Genomic DNA, 21769 nt, shown 5'->3' on the forward strand with positions numbered 1-21769 from the left:
GTGATAATTATGCAGATTACACCCTTGGGAATTAACAGCAATACAGAACTGACGGGCAATAACACTTATGAGTCAGCCCGGACAGCGGCAGAATCAGCTAAGTTTGCCGATGTGCTGAAAGATTTGCAGAATAAGGCTGCCGTCAAGCCGGAGGACACCGAGGCCGCTAAACGGGACAAGGATTTGCGGAAAGCCTGTGAGGGTTTTGAGGCGATGTTTTTGTCCATGATGTATCGGCAGATGCGGGCAACCGTGCCGAAGAATGAGCTGTTTGGAGAGTCCAATGCCTTGAAAATTTTTCAGGACATGCGCGATGATGAACTGATGAAAAATGTAGCTGCCGGCGGTGGTATCGGCATTGCCGATATGATGTATAAGCAGCTGAAACCACAGGTTGAGAAACAGAGTCAAAATGTGATAAAATAAGGCAAGGCTGGGGCGGTTGTGTCAACCGCCCCATTTTTTTCCTTTTGGTTTTGCTTATTCTACGGGAGGTCTTTGAGTTTGTTTATGAAGTCTCGTAATCTGGTTACGTTGTCGTTGGCGGTATCTTTGCTGGGGCTGCCGGTGGGAGTAAGCGCGGCAGATTTGACGTCTGTGCGCTATCACAGCGGTTCTGCGCATGACCGGGTGGTTTTTGACTGGTCAGCTATTCCTAAGTACAATGTGACCTTGTCAGCAGACAAGCGGACGCTGACGGTGGATTTTTTCAATGCAGATAAACGCAGTATTGCGGAGAAAAGTTTTTCCAGTTCCCGGGTGGAATCGGTGAAGTACACGGAGCGCAATGGTCATTTACTCGTGACAATGCGCCTGCGTGACGGCTATACATATAAAGTAGAAAAACTGGCTAATCCGCCACGCGTGTTTGTGGACGTTCTGGCGGCAGCGCAGAAAAAAACAGCCAAGAAACCGTCTGGTGTTACCGCTAATGCCGGAAAAAATGGTGTGGGCAAGGAGCTCGAAGGCAATCTGTTACGCTTGAAATTTGACGGCCTGTACAGTGAGATGGTGGCGCCGGGCATGGCCAGACGCGAGTATGTCTATTGGAATGATGCCGGTAAGGTTTCGGCTTACTTTGTCGAGGCGGATAAAAATATCTATAATGTAAAACCGGCACTGGCCCGGGGACGTGTGCCAGGCTTGCAGACCACCAGCGGTATTTCGGATATGACGGACGCTGTGGCGGCTGTTAATGCCACGTATTTTGCCGGCAATGGCGATGCCATCGGCATGGTGAAAATCGATGGCGACATGGCCGGTACGACGTATTATAAACGTACGGCACTGGGGATTCTGTCCAACGGGCAGCCGGTGATGGGGCGTGTTTCCTATAATGGCCGGGTTACCATTGGCGGTGTCAGCCAGGCCGTGTCCGGGGTGGACGCTGAGCGCGGTGAGGATAATCTCACTCTCTATAATCACTGGTATGGCACGCGGACGCGCACTAATGAGTTCGGTAAAGAATATACGGTCGTAAATGGCAAGGTGACGGCGATAAATAAAGGCAATTCGGTTATTCCGAAAAACGGCGTGGTGGTATCGGTGCATGGTGCCGCAGCCGATGCGTTTGCCCAGGTAAAAGTGGGCGATAAGGCCGTCATTTCCCAGGAACTCGGCAGCCCCTGGAATCAGGCGGTTGAGATTATGGGCGCCGGCCCCCGGCTGGTGGAAAATGGCAATGTCAAGGTAACGGCCGGCTGGGAGCAGTTCCCTTCCGATATCCGTTATGGCCGTGCGCCGCGCAGTGCCGTGGCTATTTTGAAAAACGGCAACTATCTTTTTGGTGTAGTTGACGGCCGTCAGGAGGACAGCGTAGGCCTGACGCTTACGGAATGGGCCGAACTGCTCGTTAAAATGGGCGCCAAGGATGCCATGAACTTAGATGGCGGCGGCTCCAGTGCCTTGGTCGTGGGCGGCGAGGTGCAGAATTCCCCGAGCGATGGTCATGAACGTTCGGTGGGGTCGGCACTGATACTTACTAAAAAATAAATGCTGCCTGGGACTTTCTGCCTATGGCAAAAGAATGGGTAACGGGTTATAATGAAATGATGGCATATTATAATGTATAGCAAATGAGGTGAATTATTTTGCATAAATTTAAAACCGGTAGGGCACTGGCAAAAAAGATTACTGCCCTGGGATTGGCCGGTATGCTTTTGACTGCACCGGCAACGGGCTGGTCTATGGACCCGATAATGCCGCACAGCCAGGTACAGGAAGGCATGGTGGGTACAGCTTATACGGTAATTGACAGCAGCGGGGAACTGCGTGATTTTCAGGTTGATATCGTAGGCAATATGGAAAATGGCAAGGGCTCCCAGCCCATGATTATGGCCAAAGCCTCCGGGCCGGTGGTACAGCAGACTGGTGGTATCTTGCAGGGCATGAGCGGCAGCCCCGTTTACGTGGACGGCTATCTGATTGGCGCTGTGGCCGCTGGTATCAAGGAAATGACGCCGTATACGTTCTTTATTACGCCCATTGATGAAATGATTCCCTTATGGTCAATGCCGGACAAGAAGAACAAGACCAGAATTTCTACGATAAATATAAAAAAGGCGGCTGAAAACCGGGAAAAGGCCGAGGCTGAGAAGAAAAAAGAACAGGAAGAACGGGCCAAAGCAGGCGATAAGAAAGTCTATGGTGATGACCTTCTGGACCGGGCCCGTAAGGCTGTCGAGGCGGACAAAGAAAATGCTGATACGGCAAAAGAGTCAGTTGAGCCGCAGGATGTCAAAGATGTCAAAGAAGTTAAAGAGTCCAAAGAGGCTAAAGAGCTAAAAGATACTAAGGAACCTGCTGCGGCTAAGGCAGAAAAAACGGCTGAGCCCAAGGACGTTATGTATTTTGCCGGTTTTAACCAGGCCGGTTTAAACTTCCTGAAACAGCAGATAGACCCGGGCAACACCATGCAGTTCCTGCCGATGGGGGCACCCGGCGAGGCCGTTCAGGGGCAGACGAAATACAATGCCAGCTTAGTACCGGGGGCGGCAGTCGGTGTGGCTGTAACTTACGGTGACTTTGCTGTAGGGGCTACCGGAACCGTTACGGCGGTAGATGGTGACCGGATTTTGGCTTTTGGTCATCCTTTTCTGCACCGCGGCAATGTCAATTACTTCATGACTGACGCCACGGTCGTAGGTACAGTCAGCGGTCAGAGCAACGGCATGAAGGTCGCCAATATCGGCAATATTATCGGCCGCATAAGTCAGGACAGAGCCACGGGCATAGCCGGGACATTGGGCGTATTCCCCATGGTTGTACCCATTAAGGTAAACGTCAAGGATAATGGCCTGGCCCGCAGTGAAAATTACGGCGCCCGCATTGCCTATGATGAAGATTTCCTGCCGCAGCTTTCCGGCGGCATTGCCTATGCGGCACTGTCCAAGACCAGTGACAACCTCAGCGGCAGCACCGCCAAGGTGGGCTTTAAAATCCGCACCAACGCGGTAAAGAGCGGTGTGGTGACCAGAGATAATATGTTCTACAATAACGCTGATGTGGGACAGATTGCGATGGCGGAACTCATGCAGGCCATGAACACCATCTGCCAGAACAGCGAAAAAGAATCGGATATCATTGACGTACAGGTGGACATTACCGTGGAAGGCGGCCGCAAGACAGCCTCCCTCGTATCAGCTGTGCCGGATAAGAAAAAGGTAAAACCTGGTGAAACGGTCAAATTCACCACAACGATAAAGCCTTACCGCAAGGCGCAGGAAACATTGGTAATTCCGTATAAGGTGCCGGAGGCGCAGCCGGCCGGCTCCCTGAATCTGGATATCCGCGGCGGCGGCCTGATTCCGGCCACGGCCCTCATGCTCCTGCAGCAGTCGGGCATCGATTTGACCAGTGAGGCCGATATGAAACAGACCACAGAGGATAAACTGCTGAAACTGGAAAAATCCGGCAAGAACAACGAGATAGTCATTACGCCGGGCGCTGTGCAAAAGCCGGTCAGCCAGGATAACATACTGGCGGCGAAAGAGGCTGCCATGCAGCGGAGCCGGGAAAAAGTCAGCAAGCTGGACGAGTTTGGCAAGACGCCGCTGACACCTGGGGAAACCAAGTTTGCCACGGGCTATATCATTGACAATGTAATCCATTCCACTTTGACCGTGGAAAGAGGTTAAAACTGCCTATTGTAAAGACTTACGGTTAATGGTAAACTATTGGTTGGTGCTTGCACAAAGCATGACTATTGGGAGGATAAAGAACTTAATGGAAAAGTTGATTATACATGGGGGACAGCCGCTTAAAGGGCGTGTAAAAATCAGCGGTGCCAAGAATGCGGTATTGCCAATAATTGCCGCTACGCTGCTGGGGCAGGATACAGCCAGCCTTTTAGATGAAGTCCCTGCTTTGGAAGATGTACATACCATTACTGAAGTCTTGAAAAAATTAGGCGTTAAAGTGGAGTTCGATGTGGAAAAGCATCAGCTGCACGTTGACAGCAGTGTCATTGGCAGCTGTGAGGCTCCCTATGACCTGGTGCGGAAAATGCGCGCCTCGTTCCTGATTATGGGGCCGTTGCTGGCACGCTGCGGTCAGGCCAAGATTTCCCTGCCGGGCGGCTGTGCCATCGGTACCCGGCCGATTGACCTGCACTTGAAAGGCTTTGAGGCTCTGGGGGCAGAGATTAAAATCGGTCATGGTTTCATCGAGGCCACGGCTCCTGAAGGTCTGAAGGGCGCTAAAATCTATCTGGATTTCCCGAGCGTAGGTGCTACGGAAAATATCCTGATGGCTGCGGCTATGGCTGAGGGCGTTACGGTGCTGGAAAATCCTGCGCAGGAACCGGAAATCGTCGATTTGGCCAATTACCTCAACGTGATGGGGGCCAAGATTCGTGGTGCCGGTACTAACGTCATTAAAATCGAAGGCGTGTCCAAACTGGTAGGCCGTGATTACACCATCATTCCTGACCGCATTGAGGCCGGCACTTACATGGTAGCTGCGGCTATGACGCAGGGCGATGTATACATTGAAAACGCCATCAGTGAGCATCTGAAACCGGTTATTGCCAAGCTGAAAGAGGCTGGTGTATCCATAGAAGAAGATGTTGACGGCATTCGTGTTTCCTGTAATAAGCGCGTCAAGGCGGTAGATATCAAAACCATGCCATATCCCGGGTTCCCCACGGATATGCAGGCGCAGTTCATGGCCATGCTGGCTGTGGCCGAAGGTACGGGACTGGTGACAGAAACTGTCTTTGAAAACCGTTTCATGCATGTGGACGAATTAAAGCGCATGGGGGCGAACATCAAGATTGATGGCCGTACCTCTGTAGTGGAAGGCGTAGATACGCTGACCGGCTGTCAGGTGAAGGCTACGGACCTGCGCGCTGGGGCAGCCATGGTACTGGCAGGCCTGGTAGCGGAAGGTGAAACGCAGGTGGGCTATATCCACCACATCGACCGTGGTTATGACAACCTTGTACAGAAGTTAGTAGGGCTCGGGGCAGATATCTGCCGCCGTGATTCCTAAGATAGAAAAGTGCTGGTTTTGACCTTGTCAAAACCAGCACTTTGGCGTTATAATGATATATGTTGCGGTTGTAGCTCAGTTGGATAGAGCGTCCGCCTCCTAAGCGGCAGGTCGCGCGTTCGAATCGCGCCAATCGCACCATTTAGTAAATATAAAAGCTGTGAAGTCAGCGGCATAGTCCGCACTTCACAGCTTTTTTTAGTCATTATTGGGGTTATAACCGGCCAGGCGGCAGATTCTTTGTACAAACCAGCCTTCGAACAGGCCGATGATATTGCCGCCGTTAATATAGAGGAACGCCAGCACGATGTTGAGCCAGTAATCAGGATGTACCGGGAAACCATTCAGATAATAACCGGCAAAGATACAGGAGAAGGCATTAAAGCCAACCAGCGGCTGAATGCCGGGAATCTTGAAGGTCAGAATCAGCAGCAGGATATTGGGGAAAACACCGATGATATTCGGCAGCAGCCAGGGGAGATAAGGTTTCAGCAGGTCAATGCAGACGACTGAGGACAGGGCCAGTACGCCGCCTAAGATACAGGTGATGGCACCTTCTTTGATGGCACGGACATTAGCACCGATGGACAAGTACCACGTCCAGCCGATAAACACGGCCCAGACAGGAATATCCACCAGCATGAAAAGCGCCGTAAGCCCGGAGGCTGTGGCCATGATGAAATCTTCCCGATTGGCATTCTTGATTGCATATATTAACTTTTCCATTTACATACTCCGTTATAACAATTTATTTTTTGACGGCGAGACCATTTACATAGACTTCGCGAATATCCTGAGCAGTGCCGTGGTAAATGAAGTATTGCAGCTGTTCGTCCACAGTGCGTTCCTGCTGATATGCCGGTACGTCGGTGATGAGGAAGTCAGCAGCCCAGCCCTGTTCAAAGCTGCCTGTCTGACCGAAGAATTCACCGCCGGCCTTGGTGGCCAGATAGAAGGCCTCGGAGAGTTTCAGCGGCGTTTCTGCCGGATTGGCAATACTGCGGATTTTGGATACTTCAATGGCGCGGACGATTTCGTGCGGCATATATAAGGTGTGGCCGGCACCAATATCGCTGCCCAGAACCACCTTGACACCAGCGTCGAGCATTTTGCGCATCGGCATGAGGCCGCTGGACAGGTTCAGGTTGGAGGCCGGGCAGTGAACAGCGTAGACACCGGTCTGCGCCATGATGGCGATTTCCTCGGCAGAAAGATGGATACAGTGAGCCATAAGCGTCGGCGTCTGTCCAAAGAGACCGAAACGCTCGTAGACGCTCATATAGTATTTATCTTCAGGGAAGAGTTCCTTGACCAGCTGAATTTCGCCGGGATTTTCCGACAGATGGCTTTGTACGGGAATCTGATATTTCTTGGCCAGTTCGCCCAGGCCGGTCATCATTTCAGCTGTGACTGAGGGGACGAACCGCGGAGTGATGATGGGCTTGACCAAAGGGTGATTCTGCCATTTACTGATAAATTCTTCCGTAGCCTGCAGGGAAGACGCGGTGTCCTCCGTGAGTGCCGGGGCGGAGTTGGTATCCATATTTACCTTGCCGACATAGGCACGCAGCCCCTTTTGCGCGAGCAGGTCACACAGGATATCGGTGCTTTCCTGGTGAATCGTGGCAAACATTGTTGACGAGGTCGTACCGCAGCTGGCCAGCTCATCGACAAAGAGCGGATAAATTTCACGGGCATAAGCCGGGTCAGCGAATTTTGGTTCTTCTTTAAACGTATAGCCGTCCAGCCAGTCCAGCAGTTTGTAATCCATGCCCATACCAATCTGAATGTACTGGGGGGCATGCAGGTGCATATCCGCAAAGCCCGGCATGATGAGCTGGCCGTGGCAGTCTTTTACTGGCAGTCTGTCAGCTGCGGCCGGTTTTTCCGCCGCAACGGCCGTGATTTTGCCATCTTCTACGACCATGTAGCCGTTTTTTAAAGAAATGAAGTTGTCTTTATCAGGGGTATAGATAATATTTCCATGCAGAACAAAAGAGGTTTGTTTTTCCATTACTTACACTCCAAATCAAGTTTTAGTTTGTTCTATTCGTTTTTATCTTTATTTTAAGAAAAAAAGGACGAAAAAGGAAAGGACATGTGACCGCGATTTGCCGTGGCATGAAAAAAGACCTTCCTTATATCAAGGAAGGTTGGGGATATGAAGTTAAGAGATGGGACAGGAAGGGGCATCGCCATTGCGCTCGGCAGAATGCTTTCCTTCAAAGAGGGCCTGGCTGACCTTGCGCATCAGTTCGTCCTGTTCTGCGGCGGCCGAGAATATCAGTTTATTTTCGGGAGCAGTGCTTTCCTGCTCCAGCTCTGTGATAGCCAGCTGCAGGCGATGACTTTTGTCCTTGCGGAAGGAATAATTCTTTCGCGTAGCCAGCCATTCTGTAATCATTTCGATATTCTGGAAGGAGGCTGTCTTGTTGTAATCTTTGTAAACCTCAGCTGCCAGCTGGGCGGCTTTGTTCTTGTCACTGGCAACGCCAACTAACGAGAAGGTCGTGGCGTCACCTTCGGTAACCAGACTGTTAATGATGTAAAGCATGCTAAAACCTTTCTTTCTACATGAATTGCTTACTATATTGTAGCAGATACAGTATAGCTGTCAAATGACAGCCTGCCGGCGTATGACAGCAGCTGCTGCCTGGTGTATACAGGAAGTGGACAAGTGGCTGGACTGTACGCGCTATATTACAAGTTTACAAAAACAAATATTTTTTTGTGTTATTTTATTTACACGTCTAGCTTGTATAGGGCATATATGGTGTACTTTTTTTATTTGCATATATAAAAAGGACAAATGTCTTTGTTTTGCAGAGCGAAAAAATATATAGTCAGCAATATAACAGTTTTTACACATTGGGCTACTTTGCAGATACTTATATTTGTGCTATAATGTCTACTCGTAGCAAACATTGCCGGTGGCAATGTGCTGTGTATGTATATTTAAGAAGTTAGGAGTAATGATTATGGTGGAATCTCAGCCAGTCAATCGTAAAAAAGCGTTTAATATGCTTTTTTTCCTGGAATTTTGGGAACGGTTTGGTTATTACGGCCTGCAGGCCGTGTTGGCAGGTTTCTTTGTAAGGAGCCTGGGCATGGAAGATGCTGAATCCTTTGTGGTGTTCGGTGCTTTCAGTGCTATGGTGTATGGTTATGTATCTATCGGCGGTTTTATCGGCGATAAGGTGCTGGGGACGCAGCGTACAATTGCGTTAGGTGCCGTGGTGCTGATGGTCGGCTACATTATGATGGGGCTGGCCGGTTCCAATAAAGACCTGGTGTTCCTGGCATTGGGGGCCATTGCCTGCGGTAATGGTATCTTTAAGGCCAATCCTTCGTCCCTGCTGTCCAAGCTGTATGAAGGTGCAGAAGAAGAGCTGGATAGTGCTTTCACCATGTACTATATGGCCGTTAATATCGGCTCGTTTGTTTCCATGCTGCTCGTGCCGATTATTGGTGCACAGTATGGCTTGTCCCTCGGTTTTATGATTTGTGCTATGGGCCTCGTGCTGGCTATCGGCGGCTTTGTTAGTTTCCGTTATCTGGTCAAGGGCATTGACTCGCCGGTGGGCAACATGCCGCTGTCCAAGACGAAACTGGTGGCGACTATTGCCGGTGTAGTGGCCATGACTTTTGTGTCCAGCTGGCTGCTCAGCCACCTGTCTGTGGCTCACTGGCTGCTGCTGATTATTGGTATTGTCGTATATGGCGTTTTCTTCAAGATGATTTTCCAGGAGCGGGGCGCTACGCGCAGCCATATGATTGCGGCCATGATTCTCATTGTGGAGGCTATCGTATTCTTCACGCTGTACAATCAGATGCCGACGTCCTTGAATTTCTTTGCCATTAAGAATGTAGAGCCTTCTATCATGGGTATTGCCATTCCCGACGCACAGATTTTCCAGACGCTGAATCCGTTCTGGATTATGCTGGCCAGCCCGGTTCTGGCTTTCCTGTATTCCCGGTTTGGCAGTCAGGGCAAGGATTTGTCCATGCCTTCCAAGTTTACGCTGGGCATGCTGCTGACGGCCGGCTCCTTCCTCGTGGTTGGTTTCTCGGCCAACTTTGCCAGCGAGGCCGGTATCGTTTCTGCCTGGTGGCTGGTTGGTTCTTACTTCCTCAGCTCCATTGGTGAGCTCCTTATCAGCGGCTTGGGCCTGTCCATGATTTCCAAGCTCGTGCCGCAGAAACTGATTGGTTTCCTCATGGGAGCCTGGTTCCTGACGACGGCTATTTCTTCCATTATCGGCGGCTGGGTAGCCAGTCTGACGGCTGTGCCGAAAGATGTTACGGACCCTGTACTGACTTTGGGCGTTTACTCTGATGTATTTACCCAGATTGGTATGGTGACGCTGGGCATCACGGTGCTTATGGCAGCCACGGTTCCTCTGCTGAACAAACTCATTAACAAGTCTGATGAGGTAGAGGAAAACGCAGAAGTTGCTCTGCAAAAATAAAAAAAGTGTTGACATCTGCGCTCAAGGTCGCTATAATCATTTATGTTGATTGCGAGTGCAGTTGACCAATGACTCAGTAGCTCAGTTGGATTAGAGTATTTGACTACGAATCAAAGGGTCGGGGGTTCGAGTCCCTCCTGGGTCACCATATTGTCTATTTTAAAAGCTGTGTCCATATTTGGATATGGCTTTTTTTGCGTGTACTACGTTTGATTTGCCCAAACCAATGATAACATTGACATTGAACTGATAAGTGGTGGCTTAGCCCACGATATCCTTGCAGAGTCTGTAGATGATGAACGCATGACTGATTTGGGGGCAGATATCATTCGCAATACGGCAAAATTGAGTTCGTATGCTTATCAGCAGGGGAAAAATATCGTGAAAATTACGTTGTAATTATACGGTGTGAAGATTCCAGCCATGGTGCAGCGGCCCTGCGCCGTGCCCTAAATCAAGATTAGCCTGCAGGGCACCCGTGATATAGGCCTTAGCGTTCTTTATGGCAGTAGTTAGTTCCTGAGCTTTGGCCAGATTGCTGGCAATGGCGGAGGAGAGGGTACAGCCGGTGCCGTGGGTGTTGGGATTGTCGATATGTTCGCCTTTCAGCCACAGGGGGCCGTCTGCGGTATAAAACAGGTCGTCGGCGTCCTGCAGGCGATGGCCGCCTTTGCAGAGCACATTGCAGCCGTAAGTTTTGTAAAGTTTTTGGGCGGCTTGTATCATATCTTCGTGGCTCTTGATTTCCAGACCGGCCAAAACCTCGGCTTCCATGAGATTAGGGGTAATGACTGTGGCCAGCGGCAGAAGTTTTTTCTTCAATGCCGAGATAGCATCTTCATTCAGCAGTCTGGCACCGCTGGTAGCTACCATTACGGGGTCAACCACGATGTTTTTCGCGTGATACTGGGTGAGTTTAGCGGTGATAACCTCAATCAGTTCGCTGTCAAAGACCATGCCGGTCTTTATGGCATCCGGGAAAATATCGGTAAAGACGCTGTCTAATTGTGCGGCAAGAAAATCCGGGGCTGTCCTTGCTACTGCCGTGACACCTGTGGTATTTTGCGCAGTCAGGGCGGTGATGGCGCTCATGCCATAGACACCACTCGCAAGCATGGTCTTGAGGTCAGCCTGAATGCCTGCTCCGCCGCTGGAGTCACTGCCGGCAATGGTCAGAACGGTTTTGAGTTCGCATTTTTTTACCATAATTAAAACTCCTTTGCAATAAGCTGTCGCAGGTTGGCGGCGGCTTTTTTTATGTCCTTTTGGGCAAAGATGGCCGATACCACGGCGGCACCGGCAATGCCCGTGCCGGAAAGCTGGGCGATATTATCTGCGTTAATGCCGCCGATGGCCACTACAGGAATATCCACAGCGGCTGTAATGGTTTTCAGCATATCCAGGGGGACTTCGACGGCATCTGTTTTTGTGCCGGTGGGAAATACAGCGCCTACGCCTAAATAATCGGCGCCGTCCCGGCAGGCGGTAACAGCCTGCTGGGCGGTTTGAGCCGATACGCCGAGAATTTTATCCGGCCCTAGAAGTTGACGAGCCTTAGCGGCAGGCATATCGTTCTGGCCGATATGGAGGCCGTCGGCATCACAGGCCAGGGCAATGTCCAGATTATCGTCCACGATAAAGGGGACATGATAGTTTTGACAGAGTGCTTTTATTTCCTTGGCAGTGCGCAGAAATTCGTCAAAGGGCAAGTGCTTTTCCCGCAGCTGTACACAGGTTACGCCGCCGGCCAAGGCCTTTTCGACTACTTCGGCAAGAGAGTTGCCATTTAACCAGCGGCTGTCGGTTACGGCATAGAGCTGTAAAGCAGCGGCGGTAATATTAGAGGATTTCATATTTTGCCCCCTTAGTTAGCTCTTCTGCCGTCAAGTGACAGATAGTGTCGATTATGCGGCTGCGGTAGGCAGCATTGCCTTCGTGGGGGAGAAGGTGCTTATGGGCAAGTTCTCCTGCCAGCCCCATAGCCATTACGGCAGCAGCGGCAGCTTTCAAAGGCTTGGCGGGACTGGCGGCAATGCAGGCGGCAACGAGCGCCGAGCACTGACAGCCGGTGCCCGTGATACGGCTCATTTCCGGATGGCCGTTACGGATGATATAGCAGTTTTTCGTGTCGGCAACCAAATCGATGGCGCCGGTAATAGCCACAATGGTGTTTAACTGTTGGGCGGCCTGCTGGGCAAATTCGCAGGAATTTGTGAGGTTTTCCTCGGTTACGCTGTCTACGGCGGCGGCATCTACGCCCTTAGTGTTGCCTGTGCCATGAATCAGGGTTTTGATTTCCGAGATATTGCCCCGCACGCAGGTAACGCTGCCGGTCTGTAAAATATCCAGCGCGGTCTGTGTTCGCAGCTTAGTGGCACCAGCCCCTACCGGATCGAGCACAACCGGATGGCTTAATTCCTTTGCCTTGCGGGCGGCGCTCAGCATGGCCGGGATAGTACGTCCGTTGAGCGTGCCGATATTCAAACATAGCCCTGCAGCCAGCTGCGTGATTTCAGCTGTTTCTTCCACATCATCGGCCATAACGGGGCTGGCCCCACAGGCCAGCGTGATATTGGCCACATCATTTACCGTCACATAGTTGGTGATGTGATGAATCAGCGGCGCGGTTTGGCGAATGTTTTCCCAGGTGTTAAACAAGTTAATTCCTCCTTCAGCTGGAGGGAAATGGGCAAACGAAAAGGACTATCCAATTTTTGGATAGTCCCGAATGACGTTATTCCTACTTCCCTACGTTGGCATTATCCAAATCAGGTTAGGAACTGACTCTGCAGTTCCGTAACGGTCGAAGTGCATAACTTCCTCTCAGCCCGTCTGCGAGCTCCCGTGTATGTGATTATGTCTTTAGTTTAGCGGCCAGGGATAGTTTTGTCAAATAAATAAAAACGAGAGCACATCAGCTTAGTGTCCACCTGGCAAAAATATTATTATAGCAGGTATTGGTTGCAGTGGGGGCGAATAAATATAATATTGTCTTTCTGGGGGGGGACAAATATCTCTCATTGGCAGCTAATTATCAACAAGTTAATCGTGAATACATAAGCCTTCCTTTTTAGAACAGGTTACCCTTATGGATAAGGTAAAAGATATTGCAGCTATGCGCAAAGGAGGTGAGGCAGAATATGTACTACTGCTTGGTGGATTGTCTGGCTCTGCTGGTGCTCCTGATTCTCAATCATGATGTGGTGCTGAAAAAAGCAGCCTGTGATGAGGAGGCCTACAAGAAGAATTATCGCTATTTTTTGTATGCGATGATTGCCTACTATTTCGTTGATTTTTTATGGGCCTGGCTGTATGAAATACAAGAGCTCGATTGGCTGTATCTGGACACGGAAGTATATTTTATCGTTATGGCGGCAAGTGTTTGGCTCTGGACCCGTTATGTGGTGTCTTATTTGGAAATCAATAATGATTTCAGCCGTTTCCTAAAGTATATGGGTGGGGGGCTCTTTGCCGGTGTCGTGCTGGCTACGCCGCTTAACCGCTTTTGGCCGCTGATGTTCTACTTCGATAGCAGTGGCGTTTATCATGGGGACATAGTCCGGGACGGTATGTTCATCCATCAGATAATCCTTTTGCTGCTGACCTCTATCTATACGCTTTCCTTTGCTCCGGCCAGCAGTGAGAAAAAGCGGCAGCGGTATTGGACCATTGGTTTTTCCGGCCTGCTGATTATGTTTTTTGTGGCGGTGCAGGTATTTTTCCCCACGTATCCGCTCTATGCCATCAGCTATATGATTGGCGGGTGCCTGTTGCGGACGTTTGTTATTGAAAATGAGCGGGAAGAATACCGCAGAACTTTGGAAATTGCGCTGGAACGTGAGCAGGAGCAGTTTCAGGAGTTGTGCAAAGCCTGGCAACTGGCGTATAAGGACGCCCTTACTGGTGTGAAAAGTAAACTGGCCTATGCGGAGAAAATCGAGCAGATTGACCGGGAGATTGCCAAAGGGATAAGACAGGAACTTGCTTTGGTAGTGCTGGATGTCAATAACTTGAAACGCATCAATGACACCTTAGGCCATGAGGTAGGGGATGAGTACATAAAAGCAGCCTGCCGTTTGATTTGTGACAGCTTTAAGAAAAGTCCTGTTTACCGGGTAGGCGGCGATGAGTTTGTGGTCTTTTTGGAACAGGAGGACTATGAAAATCGGGAAAAACTGCTGGCAGCATTTAATGAGGCGGTTGAGGAAAACCGTCAGCATGATGCCGTGGTCGTGGCAGCGGGGATAGCTGAGTATGTCCCTGGGCAGGACAACAGCTGCAAGCGGATTTTTGACCGGGCAGACGAGGCGATGTACGAGCGGAAACATGCGCTGAAAAATATTGCCTGAGACACACCGTCATTGCGATATGGCGGTGTATTTTTTTACATACACCCCAATGGGAAAAAGCTCCTAGAGGTTCTGTATAAAATGACTAAGTATTCACTGCTTGTGTTATAATTCTGTATATATCATTAAATGGTGGTTCTTTAGTGGGAGTTGCGAATGAGTGATAAATTGAAGGGCAATGTAATGCTGCTGCTGACGGCTATGATTTGGGGCGGCGGCTTTGTGGCGCAGAGTGCTGGCATGGATTATATCGGGCCGTTTACTTTTTGTGCAGCGCGGTATGTATTGGCGATGATAGCGCTGATTCCGGTAGTTTTGCTGTTCAGCGTGCAGGCGCGGCAAAATCCGCAGGCGTCCTTGTGGGAAATGTTTGCTCCGGATAAGGCAACGTTGTGGGGCGGTCTTTACTGCGGCCTGACTTTAGGCGTGGCCGACGCCCTGCAGCAGGTCGGGATTTGCTATACGACAGCAGGCAAGGCTGGTTTTATTACGGCACTTTATATCATTATGGTGCCTTTGATGGGCCGGGTAATCGGTCAGCGCATTCCCAAGGTTCTGGCATTTTGCGTGCTGCTGGCAATTGTAGGGTTCTATTTCTTGTGTGTTAATGAGGAACTCAGCGTGGGCTATGGTGATTTCCTGACGCTTTGCTGTGCGGTGTTTTTCTCGCTGCATATTTGGGTTATTGATTATTTTATGAAGAAAAAAGCAGATGGCATAAAGCTGTCCTGGGTGCAGTTTGCGGTGGCGTTTGTCTTTGCCGGCAGTCTGGTCGGAGGCTTTGAAACACCGTCGGCAGATAGTTTGTGGGCGGCCAGATATCCGTTGTTGTTTGCCGGGGTGATTTCCAGCGGCATAGCATATACTTTGCAGATTTTGGGGCAGAAATATACTGACCCGACGATTGCCACGCTGCTCATGAGTCTGGAATCGGTGTTTGCGGTCCTGGCCGGCTGGGCAGTGCTGGGCGAGGTTATGAATGGCCGGGAAATTGGGGGCTGTGTGCTGGTCTTTGCGGCGGTATTGCTGGCTCAGCTGCCATTACCGGTGTTAAAAAGATAACGAGGCAGGATAATAATGCACGGTTGGCGAAGTCTTTTTACCAAATGCGCCGTAAAGCCCCTGCCTTTAGGCATGGGGATATAAGGCGCGTCCACCGAATTTGCGTAAGCAATTGAAGGTGGACAGTGTAGCTTGCTAATTGTAAAATAGACTTGTAAGGTGGTGATTGCAGGTGAGAACCTATCGCTTTAAGCTGTATAATTCAAAAAGAAACAGGAAACTCCATAGACAAATCAATGTGGCAGGCCTTGTCTACAATCATTGTATTGCTCTGCATAAAAGATACTATAGGCTGTTTGGCAAGTCGCTGAATATGTACCAATTGCAGAAGCATTTAACCAAATTGAAAAAGATTTCTAGATTTGCGTATATAAAAGAAATAGGTTCCCAAGCAGTACAGGATATAACTCAACGGATAGATAGAGCGTATAAATTATTTTTCCGCAACTTAAAACATAAAATCCGTACTGCGCCGCCAGCCTTCAAAAAGATAAGGAAATACAAGTCCTTCACTTTGAAACAGGCTGGTTGGAAACTCAATGAAGCCGACAGTAGTATCGTAATCGGCAAGCAACGCTATCGTTATGCAAAGTCAAGAGAAATAGACGGTAGGGTAAAAGTCCTCACTGTCAAACGGGATGCATTGGGCGATATATATTTGTATTTCGTCTGTGAGACATCAGAAAATAAAGTCTTAACAAGAACAGGTAAAAGTGTCGGTTTTGACTTTGGTCTGAAAATGTTTCTTAATGCCTCGGACGGCAAGGATATTGCTTCCCCTCTATTCTTCAAGCAAAATGCCAATTCTATAAAAAGAGCAAGCAGAAATCTGTCCCGCAAAGCTAAAGGCTCCAATAATCGCAAGAAGGCAAAACTTGCCATAGCAAGATTGCATAGGAAGATAGCCAACCAAAGAGATAATTTTCACTGGCAGGCAGCCAACAAACTCGTTGGAGAATATGCTCTGATATGCCTTGAAGATTTAAATCTAAAGGCTATGCAAAAACGTTTCGGAAGAAAAATATCTGATTTAGGATTTGCTGATTTTGTGAACAAGCTGAAATATATGGCACAAAGAACAGGTACATCTGTTGTAGAAATAGATAGATTTTTTCCTTCAAGTCAGCTATGTTCAGAATGCGGTTATCAGAACACGGAAACAAAAAATCTAAAAATCAGAGAGTGGATTTGTCCCAAGTGTGGGAGTATGCACGATAGGGACAGAAACGCTTCGATAAATATAGAACGCGAGGGAAACAGAAAATTCTTCGCATAGAATAATAATGGGCAGGGCATTGTCCATTGTGGAGAGAACTCGTAAGACCTGCTATTTCAGTGGGCAAGGTTCGCTAATATCCCAGAATCCCCCGGCTTTAGCCGTGGGGAGTATGTCAAGTTTGGAGTTAACGACAGGAGGACGATGAATATGGGCATTAAGAATATCGGTTTTATTGGTACGGGCATTATGGGCGCGGCTATGGCTGGCCATCTTATGGAGGCCGGGTTTTCCGTCAGTGTGTACAACCGCACCAAAGCCAAGGCGGAGGGGCTGATAGCCAAAGGGGCTAAATGGTGTGAGAGCCCCGGTGCCTGCGCTAAAGGGCAGGACGTGGTGATTACCATTGTGGGCTATCCGAAAGATGTGGAAGAAGTCTATCTGGGGCAGAATGGTATTTTGGAAAATGCCGCCAGCGGTGCTTATGTGGTGGATATGACTACGTCATCGCCTATCTTGGCGGAAAAGATTTTTACGGCGGCGCAGGCCAAAGGCATTCATGCCGTAGACGCGCCGGTGACCGGTGGGGATATCGGGGCCAAAAATGCTACACTGTCCATATTGGTGGGCGGTGAGGAAAGTGCCTTTACGGCTTTGCAGCCGGTGTTTGCGGCGATGGGCAAAAATCTGGTCTATATGGGCAGTGCCGGTGCCGGCCAAAAAGCCAAGGCCTGCAATCAGATTGCCATTGCCGGCGCTTTGGCCGGGGCTTGTGAGGCGTATGCTTATGCCAAAGCCTCCGGCATTGACCTGGAAAAAACCTTTAAGGCCATTTCTGCCGGGGCGGCTGGCAGTTTCCAAATGAGCAATGTCGTGCGCCGGGGACTGGACGGTGACTTTGCGCCAGGCTTTATGATGAAACACTTCGGCAAGGATTTGGCCATCGGTACGGAAACGTCAGCAGCTTATGGCACGGCTTTGCCAGTGCTGGGGCAGGTGCTCAGCGAAGTGCGCCAGATGGAACGGCAGGGCGCCGGAGATAAGGGCACACAGGCGCTGCTGAAATATTATGGGATTGAGTAAATGACATAAAAAGAAGGACGTCGCATGGTTAGGTGCAACGTCCTTCTTTTTCTTTAATCCCGACGGATAAAGTCGGAGATACTTTTTCTTACGGGTTTGTCTGTGGCTGCAGCTGACGCCTGGCTTTGGCCGATGGCCTCAGCGAGCCCTGGGATATGCTTGTTGGGTTCGGCGTGGTGCATGGGAGCGGCGTCAGCGGCGTTGATGGTGGACAGCGTGGGCACACCATGTACGGCGCTGGGGACAGGTGCAGGAGCAGGGGCCTCAGCCGGCGGTACAGCGGCAGCTGGTGTGGCTCCGGACTCAGTCCCGGCCGTAGTGGCTGACAGGGAGGGCGTGATGGGAACATCACGGCTGGTCAGCTGTACTTCCAGAGTATCGCCGTTTTTCACCGGGTCGGTGAAGTCCACGGGAATACCGTTGACCAAAATGGTGAAGGTCACGCGGCTGGTAGCGGCTGGCGGCTGGAAGTTGACTGCCAGCAGGGCGTCACTGACCGTGGTGGCCACCCGGGCGGAGGTGTGATAGGTGATATCACAGCCATCGTCAATAATGGTGCCCGGGCTGGCGGTGCGGCCGTTGACCATCAGCTCTACATTGGCAGACGGGATAGCAAATTCCTTGCCTTCGTAGTAAATCATGACGGAGGTATCGGCATTTTTGATGTTCAAAATATCGCCCAGTTTCGGGTCATCGTCAGCGATGTATTCCACATGGTCCCCCTCGTGGATAGGCATGGAAATACTGGCTGGCAGGTCGTTGAGCAAAATTTCCGGCGTGCAGCTGTATACGGTTTCCGAACCGTTCAGAGTGTAGTGAATCTTGCGGCCGGTGGGCGGATAGCCTGCGGCCAGCAGCGCCTCGCCCAGACTCTTGAATTCCCGGCTTTCAATCACATCGCCATCAGCCAGCAGCTGGTCGGCGTCAGCCTCTTTGCCGTTGACGGTCACGCGCTGACGGATATGTTTTTCGCGGCCGTTGATGTAAATGGTGTATTCCTGTCCGGCAGTGACCAAATCACCCAGGCGTACGGTGGGGGTGGTGCCGTTTTCACCGGGAATGACGGTGATACGGGCACCGTCCCTGATGACAGTATCAAGGTCAGCCTCTTCGTCCCCGAGCATGATTTTGGCAAAGGTGCCCATGGTGCCGGGGAAGAATTTCTTTTCCGTGCCGATATTGACCATCAGGCCCAGGCCGGGGTGGCCGTTATACTTGCGCATGTTGATACCGGCGTTCAGGAGCGCGTCAGAGACGGTGAGCTCGCGGAAATTAAACAGGCTGTATTCTTCGTCATTGACATAGACGGAGAGAAAGTGCAGGGTGTTGAGCGAGGCAATTTTCAGTATGCCTAAGGGTGTTACGGCGTCAGGCAAATGCAGTTCATCGGGAATGTCAGTAATGCCGTTGACTACATCCGGCTTGCGGACGGCAACTCTGTTTTCCGGCATACCCATAGCATCGGCGACAAATTTTGCCAGTCCCGGCGTCTGGGAACCGCCGCCTACGAGCATAACGGCCTGCGGCGTATCGCCGTTCAGTTCAAAAATCTGTTTGGCGATGGCGTTGGCCAAGTTTTCGATATTGGGCATAACGGGGTCCAGTATTTCCCGGGCGGTAAGATGGTACTCGGTGCCTAAAATATCGGTGAAGGTGACATCTTCGCCGTTGGCAGCCTGCCGTTTGATTTGTTCTGCGATATTGAAGTCCAGCAGGAAACGCTGGCTGATGGCCTCGGTTACTTCGTCACCGGCCAGGGGCACCATGCCGTAGGCAATGACAGAACCGTTTTTGGTGATGGCCACGTCGGAGGTGCCGGCGCCGATATCCACGAGCACCAGATTGAGATGGCGCATGGTCGGCGGAATCAGCACGTTGATGGCGGCAATCGGCTCCAAAGTCAGAGCGCGCATTTCCAAATTGGTAGCATGGAGCGCTGACTGCATGGAGTCAATGACCTGCCGGGGCAGGAAGGTGGCAATGACCACGGCCTTGGCTTTTTTGCCGCGCTGGCCAATCAGCATTTTCAGCTGAATATCGTCCAGAACGTAACGTATGGTGCTGTAGCCAACGCAGTAATAGCGGCTGGGGTCATCGACAGTGTGGCTTTCGGCCAAAGCGGTCTGCGCCGCCTGTACGCCGGCAAAATCCAAATTGCGCTGCTGTTCAGCTGTGATGAGGCCGTTTACTTCCATTTCGGCCTCGGCGGTCATGGTGTAGAGGGCACGGCCGGCGGCAGCAACAGCGGCCGTTTTGATGGGGCCGGTCTTTTCAATCAGGGCATTTTTTACCTTTTCGACGATGGCTGCTACCTGCGGGACATCGTGAATTTGTCCGTCGAGCATGGCTCTGGTCTTATGTTCAAGTCTGTTAGTGGCGATGACGTGCAGGTTCTCGTCGTCACCTTCCTCGGCCACGATACCGATAACACTGCGCGTGCCAATATCCAGGGCAAAAATGCGCTCGTGTTGTTTGACTGCTTTGGGCGGCGGTGTTTTGATGACGTTGATGGCCTCCACCACTTCCGGGCTGAGTTCTTCCTCGACAGGAACCTCGACAGGCTTGGCTTTTTTTGTGGTGCGAGTGGTTTTCTTAGGGGCGGCGGTTTTGGCAGCGCCGTCTATATCTGCTGTAGTTTTCTTTACTGTTGGCATAAAAAAACTCCTTACGACTAATAATTTAAAGGGTTATGTATACTATTTCGCGAAATATATAGTATAATCCTGTTTTAAGAGGAAAATATTCCAAGCTATAGAATGGGTGTGATATTATGACAGGAAATAAAGAAGTAATTACAGGCAGTGATTTTAAAAGAATGGTTGCCGGGGCTTATAGTGAGTTTTTGCTGGAGTACGAGGAGATAAATCGTTTGCCCGGAGCCGGCAGTATGCCGGGAACGCATGTTTTGCGTACCATGGGTTCCGCCGTTATGCCTTTGAAGGATACGAATGATGACAGCATTGGCGGTTTGTCACGCCGTGTAGCCTCCGGGGCGTTGTTTGGGGCCCGGGGCAGTGCCGGCGTGGTGCTCGCACAGATGTTCCGCGGCCTGGGTAAGGGGCTGCTGGGGAAGTACAATGCTTCGTCCTCGGAGTTTGGCAAGGCTTTTCAGTACGGAATTTTATACGCACAGCGCGTGATTCCCGAACGCCCGGAACGTCCCATTATCACACTGGCCAAGGAAGTGGCCAAGGGAGCTTACCATGCTGTACGAGCCAATAAGCCAATTTCGGAAATTTTGGAAACGGCCATCGTAGCCGGGGAAAAGGCTTTGCAGAAGGTAGGCACAGAGGATGCCGGGGCGCGGATTATGTTTGCGTTTTTGCAGGGCTGTCTCAAAGGTTTGGACGGTAATTTCGTATCGCCGGCTGTAAGCCTGTCTTTGGGCTTGGAGGCACAGCAGGCAGGTCTGCCTGACCCGCGCAATGATGTGGTTCGTCCTTACTGCGTACGTTTTTCGGTGAAAAATGTGCAGGTGGATATGAAGGAGCTTGAGGCTCATTTGAAGGAATTCTCCACCTTTGCGCTGGTGGAGAGAGCGGCTACTGGTGTTGATGTGCATTTGCATACTGACCATCCCGGCAGGGTTATCGAGCAGGCCATCGGCTGGGGGCCGTTGAAGGGCATTCATGTCACCAATATGAGCGAACCGCATACCCTGTCGGCGCATGACGCTTTGATGAAGGTGGCCCTGCTGGCTGTAGCGGAAAATCGCGTACAGGCCAAGGAAATGCAGGAACAGGGCGTGCAGATTCTCGTTACCGGCAGTGAGACGGAAAGCCCCTCAGTGGCTGATCTCATCAATGCAGCTCATAGTGATTTGGCTGATGCTTATGTGCTGGTGGCGTGGAATTATGATTTCTGGCAGGCGTTCCGGCAGGTAAAGCGGCTGCTGGGTGAACGCGTGGAACTCGTGCTGTGTGAAACGAAACAGCAGCAGGCAGCAGCTATTAAGGCGTTTGACGCCAATCTGACCGCGGTGGAAAATGCCATCGTGATGCGTGAGGCTGCTGAACAGGCAAAATAATTTTTCCCAAGGTAAAATGACAAATGGGTGGTTGACAAGTCAAATGTCAGCCACCCATTTTTGTGGTTATCGA

General features: G+C 50.7%; 17 protein-coding genes, 2 tRNA genes and 1 riboswitch. Of the genes, 12 read left to right on the forward strand and 7 right to left on the reverse strand.

What is annotated here, in order from left to right:
* Positions 1-9: 9 nt before the first annotated feature.
* The 5 genes from DL94_RS0105710 (at position 10) to DL94_RS0105730 (ending at position 5631) form a co-directional block, all read left to right on the forward strand.
* Complete coding sequence (locus tag DL94_RS0105710) at positions 10-426, forward strand: rod-binding protein (protein ID WP_028129336.1); 417 nt, start codon at positions 10-12, stop codon at positions 424-426.
* Between the two features lie 84 nt (positions 427-510).
* On the forward strand, positions 511-1992 hold the full coding sequence (locus DL94_RS0105715; protein WP_028129337.1) for a phosphodiester glycosidase family protein: 1482 nt from the start codon (positions 511-513) through the stop codon (positions 1990-1992).
* Positions 1993-2090: 98 nt separating this feature from the next.
* Positions 2091-4136 (forward strand): SpoIVB peptidase S55 domain-containing protein, encoded by a 2046-nt coding sequence (locus tag DL94_RS0105720; RefSeq protein ID WP_028129338.1) that lies wholly within the window; start codon positions 2091-2093, stop codon positions 4134-4136.
* Positions 4137-4224: 88 nt separating this feature from the next.
* A complete protein-coding gene (gene murA / locus DL94_RS0105725; RefSeq protein WP_028129339.1) occupies positions 4225-5490 on the forward strand; it encodes a UDP-N-acetylglucosamine 1-carboxyvinyltransferase in 1266 nt (421 codons plus the stop codon).
* Positions 5491-5554: 64 nt separating this feature from the next.
* Positions 5555-5631 (forward strand) — tRNA-Arg (locus tag DL94_RS0105730).
* A gap of 57 nt (positions 5632-5688) precedes the next feature.
* Here DL94_RS0105730 and DL94_RS0105735 read toward each other — a convergent pair.
* The 3 genes from DL94_RS0105735 to DL94_RS0105745 all read right to left on the reverse strand — a co-directional run bounded on the left by DL94_RS0105735 (position 5689) and on the right by DL94_RS0105745 (position 8044).
* Complete coding sequence (locus tag DL94_RS0105735; protein ID WP_028129340.1) at positions 5689-6216, reverse strand: DUF1097 domain-containing protein; 528 nt, start codon at positions 6214-6216, stop codon at positions 5689-5691.
* Between the two features lie 22 nt (positions 6217-6238).
* Positions 6239-7504 (reverse strand): guanine deaminase, encoded by a 1266-nt coding sequence (gene guaD / locus DL94_RS0105740; protein WP_028129341.1) that lies wholly within the window; start codon positions 7502-7504, stop codon positions 6239-6241.
* Positions 7505-7657: 153 nt separating this feature from the next.
* A complete protein-coding gene (locus DL94_RS0105745; RefSeq protein WP_028129342.1) occupies positions 7658-8044 on the reverse strand; it encodes a hypothetical protein in 387 nt (128 codons plus the stop codon).
* A 424-nt stretch (positions 8045-8468) separates the two neighbouring features.
* Between DL94_RS0105745 and DL94_RS0105750 the strand changes: the two genes are divergently transcribed.
* Entirely contained in the window at positions 8469-9959 is a 1491-nt protein-coding gene (locus tag DL94_RS0105750; protein ID WP_028129343.1) for an oligopeptide:H+ symporter, read from the forward strand.
* Positions 9960-10029: 70 nt separating this feature from the next.
* Positions 10030-10107, forward strand: a tRNA-Arg gene (locus tag DL94_RS0105755).
* Between the two features lie 251 nt (positions 10108-10358).
* Here the strand turns inward: DL94_RS0105755 and thiD are convergent.
* Genes thiD through thiM form a run of 3 tightly spaced genes read right to left on the reverse strand, consistent with a single transcriptional unit; the run spans position 10359 to position 12617 of the window.
* Positions 10359-11165 (reverse strand): bifunctional hydroxymethylpyrimidine kinase/phosphomethylpyrimidine kinase, encoded by an 807-nt coding sequence (gene thiD / locus DL94_RS0105765; RefSeq protein WP_028129344.1) that lies wholly within the window; start codon positions 11163-11165, stop codon positions 10359-10361.
* Positions 11166-11167: 2 nt separating this feature from the next.
* Positions 11168-11812, reverse strand: a complete 645-nt coding sequence (gene thiE, locus DL94_RS0105770) for a thiamine phosphate synthase (RefSeq protein WP_028129345.1) — start codon at positions 11810-11812, stop codon at positions 11168-11170.
* A complete protein-coding gene (thiM, locus tag DL94_RS0105775) occupies positions 11799-12617 on the reverse strand; it encodes a hydroxyethylthiazole kinase (RefSeq protein WP_028129346.1) in 819 nt (272 codons plus the stop codon). Before thiM ends, thiE begins: the two co-directional genes overlap by 14 nt.
* A gap of 69 nt (positions 12618-12686) precedes the next feature.
* Positions 12687-12815, reverse strand: a riboswitch (TPP riboswitch).
* A 284-nt stretch (positions 12816-13099) separates the two neighbouring features.
* Here thiM and DL94_RS15230 point away from each other — a divergent pair.
* The 4 genes from DL94_RS15230 (at position 13100) to DL94_RS0105795 (ending at position 17669) form a co-directional block, all read left to right on the forward strand.
* Positions 13100-14308 (forward strand): GGDEF domain-containing protein, encoded by a 1209-nt coding sequence (locus DL94_RS15230; protein ID WP_028129347.1) that lies wholly within the window; start codon positions 13100-13102, stop codon positions 14306-14308.
* Positions 14309-14464: 156 nt separating this feature from the next.
* Positions 14465-15370: a DMT family transporter gene (locus DL94_RS0105785; RefSeq protein WP_028129348.1), complete on the forward strand. Its 906-nt coding sequence runs from the start codon at positions 14465-14467 to the stop codon at positions 15368-15370.
* Between the two features lie 172 nt (positions 15371-15542).
* Complete coding sequence (locus DL94_RS0105790; protein WP_037371387.1) at positions 15543-16646, forward strand: RNA-guided endonuclease InsQ/TnpB family protein; 1104 nt, start codon at positions 15543-15545, stop codon at positions 16644-16646.
* Positions 16647-16802: 156 nt separating this feature from the next.
* Positions 16803-17669 (forward strand): NAD(P)-dependent oxidoreductase, encoded by an 867-nt coding sequence (locus DL94_RS0105795; protein ID WP_028129350.1) that lies wholly within the window; start codon positions 16803-16805, stop codon positions 17667-17669.
* Positions 17670-17722: 53 nt separating this feature from the next.
* Here DL94_RS0105795 and DL94_RS0105800 read toward each other — a convergent pair whose 3' ends face one another.
* Positions 17723-20323, reverse strand: coding sequence for a cell division FtsA domain-containing protein (locus DL94_RS0105800; RefSeq protein WP_028129351.1), 2601 nt, complete (start codon positions 20321-20323; stop codon positions 17723-17725).
* Positions 20324-20439: 116 nt separating this feature from the next.
* Between DL94_RS0105800 and DL94_RS0105805 the strand changes: the two genes are divergently transcribed.
* Entirely contained in the window at positions 20440-21696 is a 1257-nt protein-coding gene (locus tag DL94_RS0105805; protein WP_028129352.1) for a DAK2 domain-containing protein, read from the forward strand.
* Positions 21697-21769: the final 73 nt, after the last annotated feature.

The organism is Selenomonas sp. AE3005, assembly GCF_000686945.1.
In the GTDB taxonomy this organism is placed as follows: Bacteria; Bacillota; Negativicutes; order Selenomonadales; family Selenomonadaceae; genus Selenomonas_A.

Excerpts from the sequence above, each read along its gene's own strand:
- DL94_RS0105710 (WP_028129336.1), top strand. The coding sequence starts at position 10 with ATGCAGATTACACCCTTGGGAATTAACAGCAATACAGAACTGACGGGC.
- DL94_RS0105715 (WP_028129337.1), top strand. The coding sequence starts at position 511 with ATGAAGTCTCGTAATCTGGTTACGTTGTCGTTGGCGGTATCTTTGCTG.
- murA (WP_028129339.1), top strand. The coding sequence starts at position 4,225 with ATGGAAAAGTTGATTATACATGGGGGACAGCCGCTTAAAGGGCGTGTA.
- DL94_RS0105735 (WP_028129340.1), bottom strand. The coding sequence starts at position 6,216 with ATGGAAAAGTTAATATATGCAATCAAGAATGCCAATCGGGAAGATTTC.
- guaD (WP_028129341.1), bottom strand. The coding sequence starts at position 7,504 with ATGGAAAAACAAACCTCTTTTGTTCTGCATGGAAATATTATCTATACC.
- DL94_RS0105745 (WP_028129342.1), bottom strand. The coding sequence starts at position 8,044 with ATGCTTTACATCATTAACAGTCTGGTTACCGAAGGTGACGCCACGACC.
- DL94_RS0105750 (WP_028129343.1), top strand. The coding sequence starts at position 8,469 with ATGGTGGAATCTCAGCCAGTCAATCGTAAAAAAGCGTTTAATATGCTT.
- thiD (WP_028129344.1), bottom strand. The coding sequence starts at position 11,165 with ATGGTAAAAAAATGCGAACTCAAAACCGTTCTGACCATTGCCGGCAGT.
- thiE (WP_028129345.1), bottom strand. The coding sequence starts at position 11,812 with ATGAAATCCTCTAATATTACCGCCGCTGCTTTACAGCTCTATGCCGTA.
- DL94_RS15230 (WP_028129347.1), top strand. The coding sequence starts at position 13,100 with ATGTACTACTGCTTGGTGGATTGTCTGGCTCTGCTGGTGCTCCTGATT.
- DL94_RS0105785 (WP_028129348.1), top strand. The coding sequence starts at position 14,465 with ATGAGTGATAAATTGAAGGGCAATGTAATGCTGCTGCTGACGGCTATG.
- DL94_RS0105800 (WP_028129351.1), bottom strand. The coding sequence starts at position 20,323 with ATGCCAACAGTAAAGAAAACTACAGCAGATATAGACGGCGCTGCCAAA.
- DL94_RS0105805 (WP_028129352.1), top strand. The coding sequence starts at position 20,440 with ATGACAGGAAATAAAGAAGTAATTACAGGCAGTGATTTTAAAAGAATG.